This is a genomic window from Amycolatopsis sp. NPDC098790, from assembly GCF_044759945.1.
Classification (GTDB): Bacteria; Actinomycetota; Actinomycetes; order Mycobacteriales; family Pseudonocardiaceae; genus Amycolatopsis.
Genome location: NZ_JBIWAI010000004.1, coordinates 625,484 through 649,812, shown reverse-complemented (window position 1 = coordinate 649,812; position 24,329 = coordinate 625,484). Strand labels below are relative to the sequence as shown.

The 24,329-nt window shown below is 73.1% G+C and carries 17 protein-coding genes; 8 read left to right on the top strand and 9 right to left on the bottom strand.

The window, feature by feature from the left end; all coding sequences use genetic code 11:
• Positions 1–12: 12 nt before the first annotated feature.
• From ACIQWX_RS32350 to ACIQWX_RS32330, 5 genes are all read right to left on the bottom strand, one after another.
• A complete protein-coding gene (locus ACIQWX_RS32350) occupies positions 13–837 on the bottom strand; it encodes a DUF72 domain-containing protein (RefSeq protein WP_400879801.1) in 825 nt (274 codons plus the stop codon).
• Positions 838–866: 29 nt separating this feature from the next.
• Complete coding sequence (locus ACIQWX_RS32345) at positions 867–1,256, bottom strand: NUDIX hydrolase (protein ID WP_400879164.1); 390 nt, start codon at positions 1,254–1,256, stop codon at positions 867–869.
• 15 nt (positions 1,257–1,271) lie between these two features.
• Positions 1,272–2,942: a hypothetical protein gene (locus ACIQWX_RS32340; RefSeq protein ID WP_400879162.1), complete on the bottom strand. Its 1,671-nt coding sequence runs from the start codon at positions 2,940–2,942 to the stop codon at positions 1,272–1,274.
• An 80-nt stretch (positions 2,943–3,022) separates the two neighbouring features.
• The gene (locus ACIQWX_RS32335; RefSeq protein ID WP_400879160.1) at positions 3,023–3,385 is read right to left on the bottom strand and encodes a VOC family protein; all 363 of its coding nucleotides are present in this window, start codon (positions 3,383–3,385) and stop codon (positions 3,023–3,025) included.
• A 30-nt stretch (positions 3,386–3,415) separates the two neighbouring features.
• On the bottom strand, positions 3,416–3,808 hold the full coding sequence (locus ACIQWX_RS32330; protein ID WP_400879159.1) for a hypothetical protein: 393 nt from the start codon (positions 3,806–3,808) through the stop codon (positions 3,416–3,418).
• Between the two features lie 101 nt (positions 3,809–3,909).
• On the opposite strand from ACIQWX_RS32330, the gene ACIQWX_RS32325 reads away from it, so the two are divergent.
• From ACIQWX_RS32325 to ACIQWX_RS32315, 3 genes are all read left to right on the top strand, one after another.
• The gene (locus ACIQWX_RS32325) at positions 3,910–5,046 is read left to right on the top strand and encodes a serine hydrolase domain-containing protein (RefSeq protein WP_400879157.1); all 1,137 of its coding nucleotides are present in this window, start codon (positions 3,910–3,912) and stop codon (positions 5,044–5,046) included.
• Between the two features lie 580 nt (positions 5,047–5,626).
• Positions 5,627–5,812: a hypothetical protein gene (locus tag ACIQWX_RS32320; protein ID WP_400879155.1), complete on the top strand. Its 186-nt coding sequence runs from the start codon at positions 5,627–5,629 to the stop codon at positions 5,810–5,812.
• Positions 5,813–5,904: 92 nt separating this feature from the next.
• On the top strand, positions 5,905–8,514 hold the full coding sequence (locus ACIQWX_RS32315) for a CHAT domain-containing protein (RefSeq protein ID WP_400879153.1): 2,610 nt from the start codon (positions 5,905–5,907) through the stop codon (positions 8,512–8,514).
• Here ACIQWX_RS32315 and ACIQWX_RS32310 read toward each other — a convergent pair.
• Both ACIQWX_RS32310 and ACIQWX_RS32305 read right to left on the bottom strand, forming a co-directional pair.
• A complete protein-coding gene (locus ACIQWX_RS32310; protein WP_400879150.1) occupies positions 8,506–9,468 on the bottom strand; it encodes an aldo/keto reductase in 963 nt (320 codons plus the stop codon). The two genes, ACIQWX_RS32315 and ACIQWX_RS32310, sit on opposite strands and share 9 nt — an antisense overlap.
• 2 nt (positions 9,469–9,470) lie before the next feature.
• The gene (locus tag ACIQWX_RS32305) at positions 9,471–10,259 is read right to left on the bottom strand and encodes an SDR family oxidoreductase (RefSeq protein WP_400879148.1); all 789 of its coding nucleotides are present in this window, start codon (positions 10,257–10,259) and stop codon (positions 9,471–9,473) included.
• A gap of 215 nt (positions 10,260–10,474) precedes the next feature.
• On the opposite strand from ACIQWX_RS32305, the gene ACIQWX_RS32300 reads away from it, so the two are divergent.
• The 5 genes from ACIQWX_RS32300 to ACIQWX_RS32280 are packed head-to-tail and all read left to right on the top strand — an operon-like array spanning position 10,475 to position 22,506.
• Positions 10,475–16,522 carry an SDR family NAD(P)-dependent oxidoreductase gene (locus ACIQWX_RS32300; RefSeq protein ID WP_400879145.1) on the top strand — a complete coding sequence of 2,016 codons (6,048 nt, stop codon included), beginning with the start codon at positions 10,475–10,477 and terminating at the stop codon, positions 16,520–16,522.
• Positions 16,516–20,352, top strand: coding sequence for a beta-ketoacyl synthase N-terminal-like domain-containing protein (locus ACIQWX_RS32295; RefSeq protein ID WP_400879142.1), 3,837 nt, complete (start codon positions 16,516–16,518; stop codon positions 20,350–20,352). The genes ACIQWX_RS32300 and ACIQWX_RS32295 overlap by 7 nt, the downstream gene beginning before the upstream one ends.
• Positions 20,349–20,639: an acyl carrier protein gene (locus ACIQWX_RS32290; RefSeq protein ID WP_400879139.1), complete on the top strand. Its 291-nt coding sequence runs from the start codon at positions 20,349–20,351 to the stop codon at positions 20,637–20,639. The genes ACIQWX_RS32295 and ACIQWX_RS32290 overlap by 4 nt, the downstream gene beginning before the upstream one ends.
• Complete coding sequence (locus tag ACIQWX_RS32285; protein WP_400879136.1) at positions 20,627–21,403, top strand: alpha/beta fold hydrolase; 777 nt, start codon at positions 20,627–20,629, stop codon at positions 21,401–21,403. The genes ACIQWX_RS32290 and ACIQWX_RS32285 overlap by 13 nt, the downstream gene beginning before the upstream one ends.
• Positions 21,400–22,506, top strand: a complete 1,107-nt coding sequence (locus ACIQWX_RS32280; protein ID WP_400879133.1) for a glycosyltransferase — start codon at positions 21,400–21,402, stop codon at positions 22,504–22,506. Before ACIQWX_RS32285 ends, ACIQWX_RS32280 begins: the two co-directional genes overlap by 4 nt.
• On the opposite strand, the gene ACIQWX_RS32275 is transcribed toward ACIQWX_RS32280, so the two are convergent.
• Both ACIQWX_RS32275 and ACIQWX_RS32270 read right to left on the bottom strand, forming a co-directional pair.
• Entirely contained in the window at positions 22,503–23,336 is an 834-nt protein-coding gene (locus ACIQWX_RS32275) for an ABC transporter permease (protein WP_400879130.1), read from the bottom strand. The genes ACIQWX_RS32280 and ACIQWX_RS32275 overlap by 4 nt on opposite strands.
• On the bottom strand, positions 23,333–24,268 hold the full coding sequence (locus tag ACIQWX_RS32270) for an ATP-binding cassette domain-containing protein (RefSeq protein ID WP_400879127.1): 936 nt from the start codon (positions 24,266–24,268) through the stop codon (positions 23,333–23,335). Before ACIQWX_RS32270 ends, ACIQWX_RS32275 begins: the two co-directional genes overlap by 4 nt.
• Positions 24,269–24,329: the final 61 nt, after the last annotated feature.

The window sequence follows — 24,329 nt, the reverse complement described above, 5'->3', positions numbered from 1 at the left end:
CTTTCGTGCCGCTCAGAACAGGGTCGCGGGCTCGATCGGCTCCGGCTCGGGCAGGGCGTCGAGGCCGGGCACCAGCGTCCGCACCTCGTCGTGGAACCGGCGGGCCAGCGCCGGTGCGTCGACGTTGTCCGGCGTGTGCACGAAAACCGTCGGTGACCGGCCCTCGCGCAGCCACCCGGCGGCCACCTCGGTCCACGGCCGCCACCCCTCGACCGTCTCCTCGACCGAATCCCGGCCCAGGTAACGAACGATCGGCCGGTCGGTGAGCGCCCGCGTTCGCCGCGGCAGCCGGGGTTTCTTGGCCCACGCGTCCTGTTCGGCTTCGCTGGCCGGCGGGCTCCGGAAGAAGACGGTGGTGTCGAAGGGCACCCACTCGGCGTCCGCGGTGGCGAGCGTCCCCTCCAGCAGCGACGTCGAGCCGGCGTCGGTGAAGAATCCGGGGTGACGCACCTCCACCGCGCGCCGGCGGCCGGCGGGGAGCCGGCGCAGGAACCGGCCGAGCGCGTCGACGTCCGAGGGGCCGAACGAGCCGGGCAGCTGCGTCCACAGGACCGCCCGCTCGCCGAGGGGCTCGAGGGCGTCCAGGAACGCCCGCATCTCGGTTTCGACGCCGGCGAACCGGCGCTCGTGCGTGACGACCTTGGGCACCTTGACCACGAACCGGAACTGCGGGTCGGTTTGCTCCGCCCAGGTCGCGACGGTGGCGCGGGAGGGGGTGGCGTAGAAGGTGGTGTTCCCTTCGACGGCGTTGCACCAGCCGGCGTAGGCCCGCAGGCGCTCCTTGGCCGGCAGCGACGGCGGCAGGAACCGCCCGGGCCACGCCTTGTGGGTCCACATCGCGCAGCCGACGTGCAGGCGGGCTCCCATCAGAGCAGCCGGCGGAAGTGCTGCGCCATCTCGAGTTTTCGCGCCTCTTCCCGCGTCACCCAGGCGAAGTCGTCGTGTTCCTTCGGGTTGAGCACCACGTCTCCCGCGCCGTCCTCCTCCACCGTGTAGACGAACCCGTGGATCTCCATCGCGCGCCCCGCCACGTCGGGCCAGGACGTGCGGGACAGCTCGCCCGTCACCTGGACCTTCAAGCCCGTCTCCTCCACCACCTCCCGGATCGCCGCCGCCTCGAAGTCCTCGTCCGGCTCGACCGTTCCGCCCGGCAGCTCCCAGCGTCCCGGGAGGAACACGCCCGGCGCGCGGCGGAGGAACAGCACCCGGTCGCCGCGGGCTATCCAGCAGTACGCCAGGTACTTCGTCTCCGTCATGCGGCAGATTGTCGCTCAGTTGGTCTTCGACGTCGGCAGGTGGGCGCCGAGGTACCCGACGTACACCGTGCCTGTGCGGTCGGTGTCGTCGAGGAAGTGCAGCCGCGGCGCCGGTGCCTTGAAGCGCTCGAGCGCGATGTGGGCGCCGAAATAGTCCCGCCCCGCCGGGTTCGTGCGCGGGTCGACGCGGAACGTCCGCGCCTGGCGCAGCCGCTCGTTCGTGGTCACCGTGTCCGACTCCGCCAGTGCGATGATGTTGGCGCTGATCAGCGAACCCGGCTGGCCGGTGCGGGCGAACGCGAGCACGTCCGACAGCTCCGGCCCGGGATCCTGGCCCGCGTCGAGCAACGTAGTGCGCGCGCTCGCATACGCGTCGAGCGTGCGCAGCGCGTCCCACGCCTTCCGGCGCCACGCCGTGGCTTTCGGGTGGTGGTCGAGGATCGCGGCGGGCGCCGGCTCGGCCGTGATCGCGAGGTGCTTGAGCGTCGCCGTCGCGGCGCCGATCAGCTCGGCGAAGCTCGGGAACTCCTCGGGCGGCCGCTCGGCGGCGGCGACCTCGTCGTCGGCGTCGTGGTAGCGGGCCAGCGTGCCCGCCAGCAGCCCGTTCACGCGTCTGAGCTCGTCGCGCTCGGCCTCGGTCTCCTCGAACGCGCGCGCGTAGTCGTCCACCGCCCCCTGCAACTGCGCGAGCTGCGTCCGCAGGTACCCGACGTCGACCGCGGACAGCTCGTCGAGCCGGTGCCGGAGCGCCTTCGCCTCGCCCGTGTGCCGGTTCCGCTCCTCGGCGTCGGCCTTCGCCTTCTTGCGCAGGATCGTGATCACGCCCCGGGCCTCGGCCAGCTCGCGTTCGGTGCGGTCCAGTTTTTCCGTCAGCCCGGCGTCCGGTTCCCGTTCGGGCGCGTCGAACGGATCCGCCGCGTACCACGCCTTCACGCTCGGCACCTCCGCCCACTCCTCGGGCAGCGGCGTGCGCCCGCGCGTCTGCAGCAGCCGCGTGATCGCGCCCTGCAGCGCCTCGCCGGACACCGGGCTCGCCGTCTCGACGAAGTCCGGGAGCTGGTCGCACAGCGGCGCGTACAGCCGCGCGCCCTGCGGCACTTCGTAGCCGAGCGGCACGTGCTGGTTCAGCGTGCGGCGGAAGCGGTCGTCGACGTCGAACACGTTGACCAGACCCGGCCAGCCGTCGACCGGGACCGTCGGCGGTTCGGTGAGCACCAGCACCGCCGACGTCCGCCAGTCCGCCACCAGCGCCTCGCCCAGCAGCTCCGCGACGCGGTCGCACTCCTTGCGAGACCATCCGCGCATCGCGAGAACCGGGGCTTCGATCGGGATTTCGTCACTCCCGCTCGCGCCGAGCTCCTCCAGCCCGATCCGCTGCGCCGGCGCTTCGTGGCAGCTGCGCCACGGCCGCGTGCACGCGGCGGCCAGCAACCACGCGACGCGGTCTTCGCCGGCGCGGTAGCACAGGGAAAGCAATACCTGAACGGAGTAGCGGCCCCGATCGTCCGTCCAGCCGAATTTGAGGTCGCAGCGGCGCGATCCGCCGTCGTCGGACGAGCCGAGGTCGGCGACCGAGTAGTCGTCGTGCTGCCGCTGGCGGGTGATGAGCCTGCTGCGCAAGGCGTCCAGGGGGCGTTTTCCCTCGGTGGGGACCAGTCCGTGGTGCCAGATCCGGTGCACCCCCACAGGACTCACTCCGTTCGCCGGAAACAGGACCTCAGCCGAACATAGCGGATCCTGTGACCGGACGAACGCGGGGCGTCACGTCATTCACGCGTCCAGAGGCAGAAGGGGTGCCCGGCCGGGTCGAAGCAGACGCGGACGTCGTCCTGCGGCTGGAAGTCGGAGACGACGGCGCCCGCGGCGGTCGCTTCCGCCGTCGCGGCGGCGAGGTCGTCGACCTCGATGTCGAGGTGCAGCTGCATCTGCTGGGCGCCGCCGGCGGGCGGCCACACCGGCGCGATGTGGTCGCGCTCCAGCTGGAACGACAGCCCGGCGCTGCCGTCGTCCGGGCGCAGCGTCACCCACTCCGGCTCGTCGGTCTTGATCGGCCAGCCGAGCAGCTTCGAGTAGAACCCGGCGAGCGCGCGCGGGTCGGGCGCGCCGAGCACGGTGGAGGTCAGCTTCATGGTCCGGTGGTACCCGCCGGCCGGGGACTTCTACCGGCCCGGGCCGGTCCGCGTGTCGAAGTAGGCGACAGGGCTCCACGACGTCGTCGCGAAGACGGCGGCCCCCGACAACGCGAGCAGCGCGGTGATGACGGCCAGCGTGGCGCCGATCCGGCCGGGCCCGGGCCGCGTGCGCGCGCCCGCGCAGACGCCGAAGACCAGCGCCAGCACGCTGATCGGCAGCAGCGCGAACCACAGCGCGCCGAGGACCAGCACGAAGGCCTGCGCCAGCCAGGAGAACATCCAGGCCGTCAGGAGCACCGGCCGGACGAGCAGCCAGGCCGCCCAGGTCGAGACGGCCAGCGTGAGCCCGGACGCGCCGACCGCGAGCGACGCGATCGCCAGGCCGCGGCCGGGCCGCGTGGTTTCGTTCGGTTCCCCCATGCCGGGAACATCCCGGCCGAACGCCCCGGCGTTACGCGGAATACGCGGCCGCCGCGCGGGTTGACCCCTGGCACAGGCCGGAGATCACCGAGGGAGCCGCCATGTCGTCCGAGCAGATCCAGGGCACCGTCGCCGACGGGTTCGAGCCCGTCCGCGAGGAGTTCGCCGCCGTCGCGGCCGACCAGGGCGGCGACTACGCCGCCCAGCTCGTCGCGCACGTCGACGGCGAACGCGTCGTCGACCTGTGGACCGGCCCCGAAATGACAGCCGACTCGCTCACCGGCGTGTTTTCGTCGACGAAGGGCGCGGCGCACCTGGTGGTCGCACTGCTCGTCCAGGACGGCGTCCTCGACCTCGACCAGCGGGTCAGCCACTACTGGCCGGAGTTCGGCGCGGCGGGCAAGGCGGCGATCACGCTGCGGGAGCTGCTCGCGCACCGCGCCGGCGTCGTGGGCGCGGACGAGGGGTTCACGGCCGAGGAAATCGCCGACGACCGCGTGATCGCCGAGCGGCTCGCGCCGCAGCGGCCGTACTGGCGCCCGGGCACGGCGTTCGGCTACCACGCACTGGTGATCGGCGCGCTGACCGGCGAGGTCGTCCGCCGCGTGACGGGCCGCAGCATCCAGGAACACTACGAGGAGCGCGTCCGGAAGCCGTTCGGGCTGGACTTCTACCTGGGACTGCCGGAGGAGCTGGAGCCCCGGTTCCTGACGACGCAGCCGATGCTGCCGACCCCGGAGCAGCTGGCGGAGCTGGAGGCCGGCGCGACGGGCGCGGACAGCATCACGGGCATCGCGTTCAACCGCAACCACCCGAAGGCGCCGGAGCTGTGGGACCTCCCGAACATCAAGGCGGTCCGCCGCCTGAGCCCGGCTTCGGTGGGTGGCGTGGCGTCGGCGCGTGGTCTGGCGGGAATGTACGTGGCGGCGACCGGCTTGTTGAACTCCGAGACGGCGGCGGAGTTCGCGCAGGTTCACTCGGTCGGGGATGACTTGTCCACGCGCAACCACAACGCTTTCGGGTTGGGGTTCGCGGTGGTGTCGGACGATTACCCGGTGCTGGGGCAGGGGGCGTTCGGGCACAGCGGTGCGGCGGGGTCCCAGGCGTTCGCCGATCCTCGGAGCGGGCTGGCTTACGGGTACAACCGGCGGCGGTTCGCGTTCCCGGGTGGGGCGGCGCCGGAGAACGTGCGGCTGGTTGGTGCGATTCATGGGGCGGTGATTGCGAAGCGGGGTTGATCTGATGTCCACAAAGGACTCCCTCGGTCGGCCGGGCGGCCGAGAGGGGTGCTTGACGCGCGCCCGAAAGTGAGGCTCGCCGCCCGAAAGTGCGGCCCAGCGCGCGGGCAAGCGCTTCCGGCGCGGGCGGCACGGCGGCCTCGGTGGGAACGCGAGGTCGGCTCGGCCGGAGATGCCGGGCCGGGCTCGGCCGGAAGCGCCGGGTCGGGCTCGGCCGGAACCGGCCAGTCCTGACCGGACCGGCCGGTTCCGGTCAACCGTCCACCCCGAACCCGCGCACGAGGTCGCCCTCCGCACCCGGACCAACACCGCACTCCGACCGGCCCCCGGCCCCGCTCCGCCACCCAGCCGGATGCACGTCCCCAAAGGACCCCGTTACAGAGTTCACTCGTTAGGACGTTCCGACCGGGACGTTTGACCTGATCACAGCCACCGCTCTGACTTTCCGTAGCGAAAACCCTCCCGATCACTGCTCCGTTGTGAAACTATTGGGCCGTTCGCGGGGAGAGGGCCCCGCGAGGGGGACTCACCGTCACGGCCAGCGTCCCCATGCAGATCCCCAGGGGAGAGGAGATCGACCATGTCGACGCCCACGGACACCAAGCCCGAAGAAACCCCGGAGCCGGTCGAGAAGGCCGGCCCGGTGGTTCCGCACCCGGAGCCCGACGAGCACGGCTGGGTGCACATCGACCACCCCCCGCTCAAGGACGGCCCGATCATGACGCCGAACTGCGGGAACCCGTGCTACCAGGTGGTCAAGCCCTGACCTTCACCGATTCGTGATCGCCCGCCTGCCGATCTTCGCCTGGCAGGCGGGCTTCTTTCTGCGACTTGCTGTGATGTCATAGGAGTGTGCCTGTGACGAACCTGGACCCGACCGAAGTCATCGAGACGGTCCGTGCTCTTCAGCGCCAAGCTGCCGAGGGGTCCTGCCTGAAGCACTACCGGGAGGGGGTCCGGTTGCTTCGCCGCGGCATGACGATGCTGGACTCGATCCACCCCGTGGCCTCGGAGCACCGGACCGACTGGCTGGTCGCGCGGATCCGGCTGGCCAGCCTGATGGCCGCGCTGTCCTCCGAGATCAGCGGGGACCTCGCGGCCGGTCTCGCGGGGCTCGACGACGTGCGGCTCCTCATCAACGCGGTACCCGACGACGTCCTCCAAGCCGAGCTGAACGGCGCGCTCAACCACAACTACGCGGCCCGCCTGATGAGCGTGGGCCGCAACGAGGAGAGCCTGGTTTCGTTCGACATCTCGGTCGGGCACCAGGAGTACCGGCTGGCGAAGGGCCCGGCGCCGGAGACGAGGATGGGCGCTTTCGTCCAGACCCTCTCGTCGCGGGCGTGGGTTCAGATCCGCCTCGGCAACGTGCGCCAAGCCCAGGAGGATCTCAACCGGTCGCTCGAGCTCGCCGAGAAGTACGAGCTCCGCACGGTCGCCGCCGACATGCGGCGCACCATGGGCATGCTCGCGCTGCGCACCGGTGACGTCCCCGAGGCGCTTCGGCTGCACGAAATGGCCGAACGCAGCTACCGCGCACTGGAGCTGGACGTTCCCGCGGGCCTGCGGTTCGAGCAGGCGGAAGCGCTGCTGGCGGCCGGGCTGGCCGAAGAGGCGGGGGCGTACCTGGACGAGGTGCTGCCCAAGCTGGTCGCCGAGCAGAGCATCACCCGCGAGGTGGCGCGTGCCGAGCAGTACCGCGCCTCGGCGGCGCTGATGACCGACGAGATCGAGCTGGCGCGCCAGATGGCGGACTCCGCGCGCCGCAAGATGCTGCGGGTCGGCTGCCAGACCTGCATCGCCAACGCCACGCTGACCGCTCTGCAGGCCGATGCGCGGGACGCGCTGCGGTCCGGGACCGTCCCCAGCGCCCTGCCGACGCGCGCGCTCCGGCTCGCGGACAAGATGCCGACCCCGCAGCTGGCCGACCAGGCCGCCACCGCGCGCATGCTCGCCGTCCGCCTGGACATCCGCCGCGGGAACCTCAAACGCGCCACCGAAACCCTCCAAAAAGTCCCCCGCCCCGGCCAGCTCACCCCCATCGACTACCGCATGCTCCGCCGCCTCTGCCGGGCCGAACTCGCCGTCGCCCAGGGGAGCCGCGCCAAAGCGCTCACCGAAATCCGGTCCGGCCTCACCGAACTCGACGCCGTGCGGGACCGGATGGGTGGGCTCGACCTCGTCTCCGGGACCGCCCTGCACGGCCAGGAGCTCGCCGACCTCGCCGTCAAGCTCGTGCTCGAACGCAACGATGCCCGGCGCCTCTTCGTCTGGCTCGAACGCACCCGCGCGCAGACCTACCGGTACGAACCGCTCTCCGCCGGGACCGATCCCGAGCTCGCCGCGCGCGTCGCCGAGGTCCGGGGTCTCGGGCAGGCCATCCAGGAGGCCCAGCACGACGGCCATCCCATCGCCGGCCTGCGCGCGAAGTACAACGAACGGCTGCGCGAAGCCCAGCGGCTCGGCTGGCACACCGGGCGCTGGGGCCGGCCGCGGCCGGTGGCCGGGCTCAACGAGGTCCTCGACCGGCTCGGCGACCGGGCCATGGTCAGCTTCGCCGCTTCCGGGGACGAGCTCGTCGCCGTCGTCGTGGCCGGCGGCGAGTGCCGGCTCGTGCGGCTCGGGTCCGCCGGGGCCGCCGCCGAGTCCGCGCGCGTGCTCAACGTCGACCTCGACGCCCTCGCGCCCGACAACCTGCCCGAACGGCTCGCCGAGGTCGTCATGGCGTCGGCGCGCAAGCAGGCCGACAAGCTCGACGTCCAGCTCATCCAGCCCCTCGCCGAGACGATCGGCGACCGCGAGCTCGTCATCGTCCCGACCGGGCCGCTCTACGCCGTGCCGTGGGGTGTCCTGCCCGGGCTGCGGGGGCGGCCGACCGTCGTCGCGCCGTCGGCGACCGCCTGGCTCGCCGCCGAGCTGACGAAGTCGCCGCGCGCCCGCAAGATCGTGCTCGTGCGCGGGCCCGGCCTGGCCGGCGCGCGCGGCGAGCTGGAGAAGCTGACCACTCACTACCGCACCGCGACGACCATGACCGGCGCCAAGGCCACCGTGAAGTCCGTGCTGCGCGCGATGGACGGCGCCAAGCTCGCCCACTTCGCCGCGCACGGCGCGCACGAGCCGGAGAACGCGCTGTTCTCCCGGCTCGAACTCGCCGACGGCGCCCTCTTCGGCCACGAGATGGCCGGGCTGCGGCAGCCGCCGCGTCAGGTCGTCTTCGCCGCGTGCGAGCTCGCGCTCAACCGGATCCGGCCCGGCGACGAAGCCCTCGGCTTCGCCAGCGCCCTGCTCGCCAGCGGCTCCCGCACGGTCATCGCGCCGCTGTCGCGCGTCGGCGACCTGGCCTCGGCGGCCGCGATGGACGACTACTACCGCGCGCTGGCCGTCCGGGACAGCCCCGCGCTGGCGCTGGCCGACGCGATCGCTGTCGACCCGTTCCGCCGCCCGTTCGTCTGCCTCGGCTCAGGCTGACGCCGGGGGCGACCACACCAGCCGCGGGTCGGTCTGCACGAAGCTGCCGAGCAGGTGGTCGACGCGGGTCAGGACGTCGAGGTCCAGCCGGACGCCGGCGGCCTTCGCGTTCTCGGTGACCTGCTCCGGCGTGCTCGCGCCGACGACCGCCGACGCGACCGTCTCGTGCTGCAGCGTCCACGCCAGCGCGAGCTGCGCCATCGTCAGCCCCGCGTCGTCGGCCACGCCGCGCAGCATCTCGACCCGCTCCAGCAGCTCCGGCATCAGCAGCGGCCGCGCGTGCGGCTTCGCGGCCGCACGCGACCCTGGCGGGACGCGCCCGTCCCGGTACTTGCCGGTCAGCACGCCCTGCGCCAGCGGCACCGACGCGAACTGCCCGACGCCGATCCGCTCGCCCACCGGCATCACCTGCGCCTCGGGCACGCGCCACAGCATCGAGTAGTGCGGCTGGTTGCTGATCAGCGGGACGTCGTACCGCGCCGCTGCATCGCGGGCCTGCAGCAGCTGCTCGGCCGTCCACTCCGCCGTGCCGACGTACCGGATCTTCCCTTGCCGCACCAGATCCGAGAGCGCGAGGAACGTCTCCGCGACCGGTGTCCGGTAGTCGAAGCGCAGCAACTGGTAGACGTCGACGTGGTCGGTGCGCAGCCGCCGCAGCGAACCCTCCAGTGACGCGATCACGTGCTTGCGGCTCAGCCCGGCGTCGTTCGGGCCGGGACCTTCGGGCCAGAACACCCCGGTGCACAGCACGAGCTCGTCGCGGCGCACGCCGGAAAACGCTTGCCCGAAAGCGGTTTCCGCCGCGCCGCCGTCCCACGCCGCCGCGGTGTGGAACGTCGTGACGCCGGCGTCCAGCGCCGCGGCGACGCAGCCGGGCGCGTCGTGCGTCAGCCAGTTGCCGTAGGCGATCTCGCTCACCGCGAGCCCGCTCGCGCCGATCCTGCGGTACTCCACCCTCAGCCTCCCTGGACGGCCATCTCGTCGATCCACGCGTCGACCGCGCCGGCCTTGCGCAGGAACGCTTCCCGCACCGAAGCGTGCGGCAGGATCAGGAATTCTTCTTTGCCGAGCCCCGATACGACCGCCTCGGCGACGTCTTCGGGGTCGAGCAGCGGGGCCGCGGCGGCGATGGCCAGCGCGGCCGGGTGCCCGGCGGCGATGCCGGGTTCGAGCAGCGCCGTGCGGACGCCGAGCGGGCACAGCGCGCTGACCCGCACCCCGCGCGGCCGGTAGGTGATCGCCAGCCACTCTGCGAGGCCGACGGCCGCGTGCTTGGTGACCGAGTACGGCGCGTCGCCGGGCGTGCCGAGCAGGCCGGCGCCGGACGCCGTGATCAGCAGGTATCCTTCGCCGCGCGCGAGCATCGCGGGCAGCACGACCTGCGCGGCGTGGACGTGCTGCATGACGTTGATCTCCCACGACTTCGCCCACTGCTCGTCCGCGGCGTGGACGCCGGTGCCGAACGCCGCGCCCGCGTTGGCGCAGAACAGGTCCACCTCGCCGAACTCGGCGCGCGCCGCCGCGACCAGCGTCTTCAGGTCCTTTTTGGACGTCGCGTCGGCGGTCACGGCGATCGCGCGCCCGCCCGCGTCGGCGATCTCGTCCGCGACCCGGCCCGCGCCGGCGGCGTCGACGTCGGACACGACGACCCCGGCCGCGCCCTCCGCGGCGAAGCGGCGGGCCATCGCCGCCCCGATCCCGTGCGCCGCGCCGGTCAGCACGACCACCCGTCCGGTCAGTTCCACGTGGGCTCCCGTATTTTTCGAGCCATTGTTACGCAGGTGAGTGAATGGTATTTCTCGTTTAGAAGCCGTATGATAAAAGTGCTGGTCAGCGCCCTGATCGTGCCGTGTTCCACACTTTCGCACCCTAGCACGAGTATTGCTTTTTCCGGGCCTGGTGCGTTATTCCTTGGATTGGTCTCGTGAAGATCACCCCACCCCGCACTGGAGGTCCGCCGATGGCCGAGCTCGTCCCGCCGTCGCACGCTCGACGGCTGCGGTGCCTGGGCATCGGCGACCCCGGCGAGGTGGCCGCCGTCGCGCGCGGCGGCGGTCTCGGGGTGCTCGACGGCGCCGATCCGGCCGAGCTCCGGCTCGTCGCGGCGCGGGTCCGGGTGCCCTACGGGGTGCGCACGGACGGCCCGGTGCCCGAGGGAGCCGCGTTCGCCGTCCGCACGACGGCGCCGTGGACCGGCGCGCTCGCCGAGGTGTCCGACGTCGCGACGGCTGCGGAGGCTGTCGCGGGCGGCGCGCTGGGGCTTCTCGCTCGTGGCGGCGAGCTGAGCGACTTCGTTCTGCTGCAGCAGCTTCTCGGCGCCTTCGACGTCCCGGTGTGGGGTCGCGTGGCCGGCCCGCGGACGGCCGTCGGAGCGCTCGCCGGCGGCGCGGCCGGGGTACTGCTGGAGTCCACTGTGGAAGCGGACGTCCGCCGGGTCGTCGGCGCCTCGGTCCCGGCGGTGACGCCGTCGGACCGGCTGTGCCGGACGCTGGGCAGCGCGCTGCCGGTCGTCCAGGGGCCGATGACGCGGGTGAGCGACCAGCCCGGGTTCGCGGCCGCGGTCGCCGACGCGGGCGGGTTCCCGTTCGTCGCCGTGGCCACGGCGAACGGCGCGCGCACCACGGACCTGCTCACCCGCACCGCCGAGCGGCTCGGCGACCGGCCGTGGGGCGCGGGGATCCTCGGCTTCGTGCCCGACGACCTGCGGGTCGAGCAGCTCGCCGCGATCCGGGCCGCCCGGCCGCGGTGCGTGCTGGTCGCGGGCGGGAAACCCGGGCAGGTCAAGGCCCTGGAAGCCGACGGGATCGCGACGTTCGTGCACGTGCCGTCGCCGATCCTGCTCGGCCAGTACCTCGACGCCGGCGTCCGCCGGTTCGTCTTCGAAGGCGCCGAATGCGGCGGGCACGTCGGGCCGCGGGCGAGTTTCGAGCTGTGGGAGGAACAACTGGCCGTGCTCGGCGCGGCCAAGGACGTCGAAGTGCTGTTCGCCGGCGGGATCCACGACGCCCGGTCCGCGGCGATGGTCACCGCGATGGCGGCGCCGCTCGACGCGGTCGGCGTGCTGATGGGCACCGCCTACCTGTTCACCGAAGAAGCCGTGGCGCACGGCGCGATCACCGGGCTGTTCCAGGACCGGGCGCTCGCCGCCGGCGCGACGGTCACCCTCGAAACCGCGCCGGGGCACCGCACGCGCTGCCTGCCGAGCCCGTACACGACGGAGTTCGAGCAAGTGAAGGCCGGGTTGCGGGACGTGCCGGCGCAGAAAGCGTGGCAGCGGCTGGAAGAGCTAAACACCGGACGGCTGCGCGTCGCGAGCAAGGGCGTCCGCCGGGACGGTTCGCCGCTCTCCGCGGAAACGCAGCTCGCCGAGGGGATGTTCATGGCCGGCGAGGTCGCCGTGCTGCGCGACCGGAGGACGACCGTCGCCGAGCTGCACCGGGAAGTCGCGTCGGGGAAAACCTTTTCCCGGCAGGCGGAACCGGAGCCGCGGGACAGCCGGGACATCGCCGTCATCGGGATGGCCTGCACGTTCCCCGGGGCGCCGGACCTCGAAGCGTTCTGGTCGAACGTCCTGCGCGGCGAGGACGCCGTCACCGAGGTCCCGCCGGAGCGGTGGGATCCGGGCGTCTACTTCGGACAGTCGACGTCGAAGTGGGGCGGGTTCCTGCCGCCGGTGGCCGTCGATCCGCTCGACTACGGCATTCCGCCGTCGGCGATGGGCAGCATCGATCCCGCGCAGCTGGTGTCGCTGGAGACCGCGCGTCGGGCACTCGCCGACGCGGGGTACGCCGAGCGTCCGTTCGACCGCGAGCGCACGAGCGTCGTGTTCGGCGCGGAGGCGGGCGGCGACCTCGCCAACGCGGGGACTTTGCGGTCGCTGCTCGACGGCTACCTCGACGAGGTGTCGCCCGAGCTGCTCGCCCAGCTGCCGGAGCCGACCGAGGACACGTTCCCCGGGACGCTCGCCAACGTCATCTCCGGCCGGATCGCCAACCGGCTCGACCTCGGCGGCGCGAACTACACGGTGGACGCGGCGTGCGGGTCCTCCCTGGCCGCACTTGACCTGGCTTTGAAGGAGCTGCGCGCCGGGACGAGCGAGCTGGTGCTGTGCGGCGCGGTCGACCTGCACAACGGCATCCACGACTACCTGATGTTCACGTCGGCGGGAGCGTTGTCACCGACGGGCCGCTGCCGCCCGTTCGACGCCGCGGCCGACGGCATCGCGCTCGGCGAGGGGGTGGCGTGCCTGGTGCTGAAGCGCCTGTCCGACGCCGAACGCGACGGCGACCGGATCTACGCGGTGGTCAAGGGAGTGGGCGCGGCCAGTGACGGCAAGGCGCTGGGGTTGACCGCGCCGCGGCCGGAGGGCCAGCACCGGGCGTTGGAAAGGGCTTACCGCGACGCCGGAGTGTCCCCTGTGGACGTCGGGTTGGTGGAGGCCCACGGAACGGGCACGGTCGTCGGCGACGCGACGGAGCTGCGCACGTTGACGGGGTTCTTCTCGTCGGCGGGGGCCGAGCCGGGATCGTGCGTGCTGGGATCGGTGAAGAGCCAGATCGGCCACACGAAGTGCGCGGCGGGCCTGGCCGGGCTGATCAAGGCGACGCTGGCGTTGTGGCACGAGGTGGTGCCGCCGACGCTGAACTTGACCGCGCCGAACGCGGCGTGGGACGCGGAGACGAGCCCGTTCACGTTCACCACTTCGGCCCGGCCGTGGGCGGAGCCGGCCCGGTTGGCCGGGGTGAGCGCGTTCGGCTTCGGCGGGACGAACTTCCACGCGGTGCTGGGTGCGGGCCCGGTGGCCCCGGACCGGCGGCACGGGCTGCGGGACTGGGCACCGGAGGCGGAGGCGGCTTTGGAGGAGCTGCGCCGCGCGGTAGCCGAGCGACCGAGGGCAGCGGAGCGCGCTGAAAGCGGGGAGGCCGGGCCGGCCGGGATACGGCGGGCAGATGCCTCCGACGACAAGGGCGGCGCGGGCCCTGCGAGTGCCGGCCGCACAGGCGAGGCCGCGCTGCGAGCGGGTGCCCCCGGGGCGGCCAGTGCCGGTGGGGGCGATGCGAGTGCTGGCCGCGCGGGCGAGGCCGCGCTGCGCGCAGGCGTCCCCGGCTCGGGCGAGCCCGGCGGGGTCGGCGCGGGCCCGGCGAGTGCCGGCCGCACGGGCGGGGCTGCGCTGCGCGAGGGCGGCACCGGCGCAGCCGGGCCGGCCGGCGCGGGCGACACCGGCCCCGGCAAGGTCGCCTTCCTCTTCCCCGGCCAAGGCAGCCAGCGCACCGGCATGCTCGCCGACCTCTTCGTGCACTTCCCCGAACTCGCCGACCTCCTCCGACTGGCCCCCGACGTCACCGCGAAAGCGTTTCCTCCCCACGCCTTCGACTCCACCGACGCCCAAGAGCAAGCCCTCACCGACACCCGCGTCGCCCAACCGGCCCTCGGGCTCGTCGAAACCGCCGTCGCCAAGCTCCTCGAACAAACCGGCGTCCGGCCCGACTTCCTAGCCGGGCACAGCTACGGCGAACTCGTCGCGCTCTCCGTCGCCGGGGCCTTCGACACCGAAACCCTCCTGCGGCTCAGCCGGGCGCGCGCGAACTCCATCGCCGACGTCGCCGAGCCCGGGACCATGGCCGCCGTCAAGGCGCCGCGGGATCTGCTCACCCCCACCCTGATCGGCCCGGATGTCGTCGTCGCGAACCACAACGCTCCCGAGCAGGTCGTCCTCTCCGGGCCGGTCGCCGCCGTCGAACGCGCGGTGCGGCGGCTGCGCGAGACCGGCGTCGCCGCCCAGCGGATCCCCGTCGCCTGCGCCTTCCACAGCCCGCTGGTCGCCAAAGCCGGCGACCTGTTCGCCTACGAACTCGCCCGGGAACCGATCCGCGAACCGCGGCTGCCGGTGTGGTCGAACCGCACCGCGAAGCCGTACGCAGGCGACGTCAAGGCCGAACTCGCCGCGCAGATCGGCGCCCCCGTGCGGTTCCTCGACCAGATCGAAGCGATGTACGACGCCGGCGCGCGGACGTTCGTCGAGGTCGGGCCGGGTCGCGTGCTCACCCGGCTGGTCGGGGAGATCCTCGGCGACCGGCCGCACACCGTCGTCGCGTGCGGACCCGACCTCACCGGCTTCCTGACCGCGCTGAAAGCCCTCGCGCGGGCCGGGGTCGACGTCCGCACCGAGCGTCTCACCAGGCAAACCCGCCCGACCCCGTCCCCGACCGCCTGGGCCGTCGACGGGCGGTCCGCCCGCGCCCCCGGCGCCGAGACGCCCGCCCTGCCCCGGGCCCGACGAATCCGGAGTTCAGCCATGACCCAGCCCGCTCCCGGCCGCGACCAGGCCGTCGTCGACTTCCTGCGCACCACCCGCGAGCTCGTCGCCGCGCAGCGGGAGGTCATGCTCGGCTACCTCGGCAGCGCCCCCGTCGCGCTCCCGGCACCCGTCCGGCTCCCGGAACCCCAACCCGAGCCACAACCCGAACCGGAACCCGAAGCCGACGTCCTCACCACGGTCATCGGCGTGATCAGCGAACGCACCGGCTACCCGGCCGACATGATCGCGGGCGACCTCGACCTCGAAGCCGACCTCTCCATCGACTCCATCAAGCGCACCGAGATCGCCGGGACGCTGCTGGGCCGCCTCGGCCTGCCCGCCGACGACCGCACCGACCAGCTCAGCCGCGACCGCACCGCGAACGCCCTGACCGCGCACCTGGAGAGCTGGCTGAACCCCACCCCAGAAGCGGCCGCACCGACGCGGTACCGGCTCGAGCGCGTGCCCGTTCCGCTCGACCCCGATCCCGCCCGGCTGCGCGGGAAGACCGTGGCCGCGCCGGACGACGCCGTGCGCGCCGCCTTCGAAGCGGCCGGTGCCGAGATCGTCACCGGGGACGCCGACATCACCGTCATCCTGGCCGGCGAAGCCCCGGAAGTGTTCACCCACCTCAAAACCGCCAAGGGCACGGTGCTCGTCGCGGCGAAGCCGGGCACACCGGGCCTGCGCGGCCTGGTCCGCTCGGCCGCGCTGGAACGCGACGGCGTCACGAGGCTCGTCGAGGTCACGCAAGACGTCGCGAAGACCCTCGTCGACGAAGCCCTCAGCGACGGCCCTTCGGTCGTCGGCCACGACGAGACCGGCCGCTTCACGATCGAGCCGCGGCCGGCCGACCTCCCGTCGATCGCCTACTCCGGCGCCGGCCCGGGCGGCGGCGAGCTGGCCGCGCTCGGCCTCGGCCCGGACTCCGTCGTCCTGCTGGTCGGCGGCGCCCGCGGGATCACCGCCCGCACGGCGGTCGCGCTGGCCGCCTCCGGCTGCCGGCTCGAACTCGCCGGGCGGACGCCGTGGCCGGGCGAGCCGGACGACCTGCCCGAAGACCCCACGGCGATGCGCGCGGTGCTGGCCGGCCGCGGCGGCTCGGTGGCCGAGATCGAACGCCGCGTGCGGACCGTGCTGGCCCAGCGCGAGATCGGCCGCACCCTCGACGAGATCCGCGCCGCGGGCGGGACCGCGGGCTACACCTCGCTCGACGTGCGTGACGCGGACGCCGTGCGACGTCTCGTCAAGAATCTGCCCAGCCGGCTCGACGGCGTCGTCTTCGCCGCCGGCGTCCTCGACGACAAGCTCATGGCGGACAAGGACGAGACGTCGTTCCGGACCGTGTACGAGACCAAAGTGGGCGGTGCGCGGATCCTCCTCGACGCGCTCGACGCCGAGCCCGGGTTCGTCGCGTTCTTCGGCAGCATCGCCGCGGTGCTCGGCAACCGCGGCCAGACCGACTACGCCGCCGCGAACGACGCCCTGGAGACCATCGGGAAGAGCTGGCCCGGCCGGGCGGTGACCGTCCACTGGGGACCGTGGGCGCCCGCGGCCGACCACAGTGGAATGGTGTCCCCGGAACTCGCGCGCGAGTACGAGCGCCGCGACATCGGTCTGCTCGACGCGGACGCGGGCACCGCCGCCCTGCTGCGCGAACTCGCCTACGGCACGGACCGCGCGGTGCTCTACACGGCGTCGCTGTGGTGAGCCAGGAGCCGGTTGCCATCGTCGGCATGGGCGTCTTCCTGCCCGGCGCGTCCACAGTGGACCGGTACTGGCGCAACCTGGTCGGCGGCGTCGACGCCGTCACCGAGATCCCCGCACACCGCCGTGACCCGGCGTTCCACGGCCACGACGGCACCGCGCCGGACCGGACCCACGGCCGCCGCGGCGGGTTCGCCCCCGACCTGATCGAGTTCGACCCGGTCGCCCACGGCGTCCCGCCGACGTCCTTGGAAGGCACCGAGCCGGACCAGCTGACGGCGCTGGCCGTCGCGGTCGACGCCGTCGAGGACGCCGGTGGCCTCGGCCGGCTGGGCGACCCCGAACGGATCGGTGTCGTGCTCGGCCGCGGCGGCTACCTCTCGCCCGGCCTGCAGGGCTTCGACCAGCGGGTCCGCACGGTCCGGCAGATCACGCGCACGGTCGGCGAGCTGCTGCCGTCGGCCGGCCCGGACGTCCTCGACCGGCTGCGGACGGCGCTGCTCGCACCGCTCGGGGAGTTCCGGCCGGAGACCGCCGCCGGGCTGGTGCCGAACCTCGCCGCGGCCCGCGTCGCCAACCGGCTCGACCTCGGCGGCCCGGCGTACACAGTGGACGCCGCGTGCGCGTCCTCCCTGGTCGCGGTCGACCAGGCGATCGGCGAGCTGACCCGGCACCGCTGCGACGTTGTCCTCGCGGGCGGCGCGCACCAGACGCACGACGACACGCTCTGGTCGCTGTTCACGCAGCTCGGCGCACTGTCGCCGAGCCAGCGGATCAGCCCGCTCTCCCGGGAAGCCGACGGCATGCTGATCGGCGAGGGCACCGCGCTCGTCGTGCTCAAGCGGCTGGCCGACGCGCGGCGCGACGGCGACCGCGTGTACGCCGTGGTCCGCGGCAGCGGGACGTCCAGCGACGGGCGCGGCGCGAGCCTGCTCAGCCCGTCCGTCGCCGGGCAGACCCTCGCGCTGCGCCGGGCCTGGGAAGGGCGGGACCCGGCGGAGATCGGCCTGCTGGAGGCGCACGGCACGGCGACACCGGCCGGGGACGCCGCCGAGCTGACCACCGTCGCCGACGTCTTCGGCCAGGCCGAGGGGCCGCGCTCGGTGATCGGCTCGGTCAAGTCGATGATCGGGCACACGCTGCCGACGGCCGGGGTCGCCGGCCTGGTCAAGGTCGCGCTCGCGCTGCACCACGGGGTCCTGCCGCCGACGCTGCACTGCGCCGACCCGAACCCGTTGCTGGACAAGACCCGGTTCCGCGTGCTCGCCGAGGCCGAGGAGTGGGGTGCGCTGCCGCGGGTCGGCGCGGTCAACGCGTTCGGCTTCGGCGGCGTCAACGCGCACGTCGTGCTGGAGGCGGGCGACCCGGCGCCGAAGCGGCGGATGCGTGTCGAAGAACCGGAACGGGTGCTGCGGCTGGCCGCGAACACGCCGGAGGAACTCCTGGACCGCCTCGACCGGCCCGCGGAAGGCGACGGGCCGTGCCGGATCGGGATCGTCGGCCCGGACGAGCGCAAGCTGGCCACGGCCCGCAAGGTGCTCGCCAAGGTGGCCGCGACGGGCAAGTCGTGGCACGGCGGTGGCGACGTCTGGTGCTCGGCCGACCCGCTGCTGCCGTCCGGCAAGGTCGCGTTCGTCCACCCGGGACTCGAAGACGGCGCCGAACCGCGGATCGACGACGCGGCCAAGCACTTCGGCCTCGATCGTCCACAATGGTCGACGGCGAGCGTGCTCGACCGCGCGGCGAGCGTGTCGGCGAGCGGGCTGGTTCTCGACGAAGCCTTGCGGCGGCTCGCGATCCGGCCGGACGCGCTCGCCGGGCACAGCGTGGGTGAGTGGACCGCGATGCAGTCCGCCGGGATGTACCGGGCGGTGCCGGACCTGCTGGACCGGTACTGGCCCGGCGGTTTCGAGCTGCCGGACGCGGACTACCTGGTGCTGGGCAGCCCGGCCGCGCGGGTGGCCGAGCTGCTGCCCGACGACCTCGTGGTCTCGCACGAGAACGCGGCGAAGCAGACGATCGTGTGCGGGCCACCCGAGTCCGTCGCGAAGTTCGGCGAAACCTGCCGCGGTCTCGGGATCGTGGCGCGGACGCTGCCGTTCCGCTCCGGCTTTCACACGCCGCTGATGCGGCCGTACCTCGCGCCGTTCGCCCGGCTCGCCGCCGAACTGGACCTGCGGGAGCCGGCGCTGCCGGTGTGGTCGGCGACGACCGCGCAGCCCTACCCGGCCGACCCGGACGCCGTCCGCGAGCTGTACCTCGTGCACCTGATCCGCCCGGTCCGGTTCCGGGCGCTGACCGAGGCGCTGCACGACGCCGGGTTCCGCGCATTCGTGCAGGTCGGCGCCGGGCAGCTCGGCTCGTACGTCACCGACACGCTCGGCGAGCGGCGGCACCTGGTCGTCGCCGCCGCGTCCGGCACCCGGCCCGGGCTCGCGCAGCTGCGCCGCGTCGCGACCGCGTTGTGGGTCGAAGGCGGGAGCCCGGACTTCGAAGCACTCGAACCACGGCGGATCCGGCTCCGGACCGGGAATTCCCTGCTGTCGCTGGGGGAATCGGCGCGCGGCCTGCTCGCCGACCAGGCCCTGCCCGAGCTGCCGGCCGGGGTGCCGGACGCGATCGTCGCGGAGTTCACCGCGTTGCTCACGGAGACCCGGCAGACGGCGGCGGACGTCGTCGCGGCGGCCGCGCGCCGGCGCGTCGAGTCCACTGTGGACGTGTCGCTGGCCGCGATGCCATATCTGCGTGACCACCGGTTCTTCCGGCAGCGCGAGGACTGGCCGGACGAGTCCGACTTCCGGCCGGTGGTCCCGGCGACGACGCTGGTGGACCTCGCCTGCCGGGCGGCCGAGCGCACCTGGCCGGGCACGACGGCGGTCGCGGTCCGGGACGCGGTGTTTTCGCGGTGGCTCATCGCTTCTCCGGCGCAGCGCGTGCCGCTGTCGATGAGCCGCGAGGGCGACGACGTGACCATCGAAATAGGACCGTACGCGCTGATGACCGTCACGCTGGGGACGTTCGCGCCACCGCCGTCGCGGACCGCGGTGCCCGGCCCGGAGACCGCGCCGCCCTTGAGCGCGGCCGAGATCTACGCGCGGCGCGAGATGTTCCACGGGCCCTCTTACCAGGGCCTGGCTCGGCTGACCGGCCTCGGCGAGCAGCACATCCGCGGCGAACTGGTCGTCCCGGAAGCGCCCGGCGGGCTGCTCGACAACGTCGGGCAGCTGCTCGGCTGCTGGCTGATGGCCACCCGGCCCGACGGCCTGCTCGCCTTCCCGCGGTCGATCGGCCGGCTCACCTGGCACGGGCCGGAACCCACGCCCGGCACACGGCTCGAGTGCCTCGTCCGCGTCCGGCTGCCGCGGCCGGACGTCCTCGAAATGGACGCCGAGCTGGTCCGCGACGGCCGCGTGCTGGCGAGCATCGAGGGCTGGCGGGACGTCCGGTTCCCCTGCGACCGCGCGGCCCACCGCGTCTACGCGTTCCCGGCGGAGCACCTCCTGGCCGAGCGGCGGGACGACGGTTCGGTCGCGGTCACCGACCGCTGGCCGACGGTCGCCGCGCGGGACATCTACGCCGGCATCTACCTCAGCGCCGAGGAACGCGCCGAGTTCGCCGCCGTCCCGCCGCGGCGAGCCCGCGGCTGGCTGCTGGAACGCATCGCCGCCAAGGACGCCGTGCGGGCGCGGCTCGCCGAGCCCGTCTACCCGGCGGAAATCCGCGTCCACGCCGACGGCCGGGTGTCCGGCCGCGGCCGCGCACTCCCGGACCTCGCCGTCACGGTCGACCTGGCCGGGGACACCGCCACCGCACGACTCAGGAGCACGCCATGACCCTCGACCACGCGTCCGCCGTCTTCGACGTCGTCGCCGAGCTGCTGACCCAGCTCACCGGCGACGCCGACGTGCTCGGCATCGAAATCACGCCGGACACGACGTTCCACGAGGACCTGCAGCTGGAAAGCATCGACCTGGTGACGTTCGCGAGCATCCTGGCCGAGCACTTCGGCGCGGACGTCAACCTCGCCGAGTACCTGGCGGAGAAGGACCTCGACGACGTCATCGGCCTGACCGTCGGCGACATCGCCCGGTTCGTGGGGGAGCGCACGTGCCCACGATGACCGTGAACGGGCTGCGCACCAACGTGCAGCTCGTGCCCGCCGGGGGCACCGAGACCGTCGTGTTCCTGCACGGCATGGGCACCGACAGCCTGGCGAGCTTCTACCTGACGCTGGCCCCGCCGGTCGCGGCCGCCGGTATCGACGTGATCAGCTACGACCTGCGCGGGCACGGCAAGACCGAGCGTCCGGAGCGCGGCTACACCCTGGACGACTTCGTCGCCGACCTCGACGACCTCCTGCGGCAGCTCGGCGTCGACCGGCCCGTTCACCTGGTGGGCAACAGCTTCGGCGGGACACTCGCCTACAGCTACGCCGTCGCTGCGCCGGAGCGGGTCCGCAGCATCGTGTGCATCGAGTCCGAGCCCGCGACCGAGGTGTGGGCGGGCAAGATGGCCGAGATCCTCGCGCACACCGTGCGGTTCCTGCAGGTGGAGGAGAGCTTCGACTGGATCGAGGCGAACTTCAGCGCCCACCACCGGCGGCTCGCGCGGATGGCGGCCGAGCGGATCACGTCGACGAAGATGGCCGAAGAGGTCCCGCTCGGGCCGCTCCTGACGTGGGAACAGGTGGCGGCGATCGGCTGCCCGGTACTGTCCATTTTGGGCAGTCACGGCTACCAGGCGGACGACCTCGAGGCGCTGACGTCGATGCTGCCGCACGGCGAGCTGCACGTGTTCGAGGGGCAGGGGCATTCGGTGCTGGTGGAGCAGCACCGCGAAGTCCGCGAGCTGGTGCTCAAGTGGGTCGAACGGCACGCGGCGTGAGGTTCCTGCTGGTCGTCCCGCCGCTGGCCGGGCACGTGGCGCCGTTGCGCGGGGTGGCTGCTGTGTTGTCTTCGCGAGGCCACTCCGTCGCTTGGTGCGGACCCGAGCCGGAACTGTCCACATTGGTCTCCGGTGCGGTGTTCCCGGCGGGGGACTCGGGGCCGTTTTCGTTGGCGCTGCGGCCACCCGAGCTGCGTGGGTTCGCCGCGTTGAAGTACCTGTGGGAGTCGTACCTAGTGCCGTTGGCCGACGCGATGGTGCCGGGCGTGGCTGCGGCGGTCTCTTCGTTCGCGCCGGACGTCTTGGTGGTCGACCAGCAGGCGATGGCGGGGGCACTCGTGGCCGCGCGGTGCGGGTTGCCGTGGGCGACGTCGGCGTCGACGTCGACCGAGCTGGCCGACCCGCTGGGCTCACTGCCGAAAATCGCATCCTGGGTGGGTGAATTGCAGGCGGGGTTGCGCGCCCGCCACGGCGTCCTCCTCGGCGACCTGCGGTTCTCGCCGCACCTGGTACTGGCGTTCACCACCCGGGCACTGGCCGGCGAGGCCCGGCTGGCGGTACCGGTGTCGTACGTCGGCCCGGCTTTGTCGCCCTCTTCGGGCGACTGGTCCTCTGTGGACAGTCGGCCGCTGGTTGTGGTGACATTGGGGACTTCGAACGCTTCGGCGGGTTCGCGGTTCCTGGCCGAGAGCGTGGACGCGCTGGCCGGGATGCCTTCGGTGCAGGGGCTGGTGGTGGATCCGTCGGATGGGCTGGTCAGTGAGAGCGTGCAGCTGGCGCCGCGGATCCCGCAGGTGGCGGTGTTCGAGCAGGCCTCGGTGGTGGTCTGCCACGGCGGGCACAACACGGTGTGCGAGGCCTTGGCGGCGGGGGTGCCAGTGGTGGTGGCCCCGATCCGAGACGACCAGTCGATGCTGGCCCAGCAGGTGACCAGAGCGGGCGCGGGGGTGCGGGTCCGGTTCGACCGCGCGAAGGCGGCGGACATCCGGAAGGCGATCGAGTCGGCGGAGCAGTACCGGCCTGGGGCGCAGAGGATCCGGGAGTCGTTCGAAGCGGCGGGCGGTGCGGAAGAGGCGGCGACGCACCTGGAGTCGCTAGGCTAGCCGCGGTTGCGGAACGTCCGGGCCGCCAGCATCGACCCGGCCACCGCGGCCACCGCGGCGATCACCAACGCCGTCAAAACCGACCACCCGATCGGCCGCGCCAACGCCAACGCCCGAGTCGCGTCGATCGCGTAAGTCAACGGATTCACCGCCGAAACCGCCCGGACCCAAGCCGGCATCGTGTCCAACGGCATGTACGCGCTCGAGGAGAACATCAGCGGGAACATCACCACGAACGATGCCGCCTGCAACGTCTCCGCCTTGCGCAGCCACGTTGTGATCGCCACGAACACCCAGCTCAAGCACCAGCCCACCACCAGCGTCAACACCAGCGCCAGCCCCAGGCCCAGCACCCCGCCCGCCGGGCGGAACCCCAGGAACACCACGCTCGCCACCGCCGTCACCACCAGCTGGACGCCCAGCCGCGCGGAATCCGACAGCGTGCGGGCGACCAGTACCGAGAACAGCGAAATCGGGAGGCACCGCAGCCGGCCGGTGAAGCCGCCGTAGATCTCCGCCAGCAGGCCCGCGCCGGAACTCATCGCCGTTGTCATCGCGATGTTCACCAGCGTTGCCGGGACCAGGAAGTTCACGTAACCCTGGTACGCCGCGACCCCCGGCAGCGCCCCGACGCCGCTGAACACCTGGCTGAACAACAACAGCAGCACCACCGGCTGCAACAGTCCGAAGAAGACCAGCCGGCGGTCGCCGAACGCCGTGCGCAACGACCTGGCCGCCAGCACGCGCACCTGCGTCCAGAAGCCGGATTCGGGCCAGGCCGCCGGGTCGGCGATCGCGGCGACCGCCGCGTGGTGGCGGGCCTGCGTCACGACGCCACCGCCGTCCGGTGCAGGGACAGGTAGACGTCGTCGAGCGTCGGCTCGGTCACCGTCAGGTCCCGCAGCGGTGCGCCGGCCGCGTCGAGCGCGCGGACCAGCACCGGGATGTCGCCCGGGCCGCTCAGCGGCACCGACAGCACCAGCCCGGTGCGGCCGGCCGCGAGCCCGAGGCGGGACAGGGCGTCCACCGCCCGCCGCAGCGCCAGTTCGGTGCCGAACGTCAGCGTCGCCGTCCGGTTGCCCAGCCGGGCCTTGAGCTGTGACGGCGTCCCCGACACCGTGATGTGCCCGAGCCCGAGGACGACGACGTGGTCGGCCAGCCGGTCGGCCTCTTCGAGGTACTGCGTGGTCAGCACGACCGTCGTGCCCCGCGCGGCGAGGCCTTCGACGACCGACCACAGCCCGGACCGGCTGACCGGGTCGAGGCCGGTCGTCGGCTCGTCGAGGAACAGCACCTGCGGCGCGCCGACGAGGCCCGCGGCCAGGTCCAGCCGCCGCCGCATGCCGCCGGAATACGTGCCCGCCGGCCGGTCGGCCGCGTCCTCCAAGCCGAACGACGCGATCAGCTCGGCCGCCCGCGCCTGCGCCTGCCGCGGCTTCGCGCCCAGCAGCCGCGCGATCAGCACGAGGTTCCCGCGCCCGGACAGCGCGTCGTCGACCGCGGCGAACTGCCCGGTGACGCCGATCCGCCGCCGGACCGCGCGGCCGCGCTGCACGACGTCGTAGCCGCAGACGCGGGCGGTGCCGGCGCTCGGCCGGACGCGCGTGCTGAGGATGTCGATCAGCGTGGTCTTCCCGGCGCCGTTGTGGCCGAGGACCGCCAGCACGGCGCCGCGGGCGACGCTGAGGCTGATCCCGGCGAGCGCGGTGACTTCGCCGTACTGCTTTGCCAGGTCCGTCACGGCGATGACCGGCTGGTTCATGGCCGCTCCTTTCCCTGCCCGCGAAAAGGTATCGGGAAACGGCCGATCCGGGCAAGAAGAT

What these genes read in the sequence shown, in the direction of transcription:
- ACIQWX_RS32350 (WP_400879801.1), bottom strand. Translation starts at nt 837, where the DNA reads ATGTGGACCCACAAGGCGTGGCCCGGGCGGTTCCTGCCGCCGTCGCTG.
- ACIQWX_RS32345 (WP_400879164.1), bottom strand. Translation starts at nt 1,256, where the DNA reads ATGACGGAGACGAAGTACCTGGCGTACTGCTGGATAGCCCGCGGCGAC.
- ACIQWX_RS32335 (WP_400879160.1), bottom strand. Translation starts at nt 3,385, where the DNA reads ATGAAGCTGACCTCCACCGTGCTCGGCGCGCCCGACCCGCGCGCGCTC.
- ACIQWX_RS32330 (WP_400879159.1), bottom strand. Translation starts at nt 3,808, where the DNA reads ATGGGGGAACCGAACGAAACCACGCGGCCCGGCCGCGGCCTGGCGATC.
- ACIQWX_RS32325 (WP_400879157.1), top strand. Translation starts at nt 3,910, where the DNA reads ATGTCGTCCGAGCAGATCCAGGGCACCGTCGCCGACGGGTTCGAGCCC.
- ACIQWX_RS32320 (WP_400879155.1), top strand. Translation starts at nt 5,627, where the DNA reads ATGTCGACGCCCACGGACACCAAGCCCGAAGAAACCCCGGAGCCGGTC.
- ACIQWX_RS32300 (WP_400879145.1), top strand. Translation starts at nt 10,475, where the DNA reads ATGGCCGAGCTCGTCCCGCCGTCGCACGCTCGACGGCTGCGGTGCCTG.
- ACIQWX_RS32290 (WP_400879139.1), top strand. Translation starts at nt 20,349, where the DNA reads ATGACCCTCGACCACGCGTCCGCCGTCTTCGACGTCGTCGCCGAGCTG.
- ACIQWX_RS32270 (WP_400879127.1), bottom strand. Translation starts at nt 24,268, where the DNA reads ATGAACCAGCCGGTCATCGCCGTGACGGACCTGGCAAAGCAGTACGGC.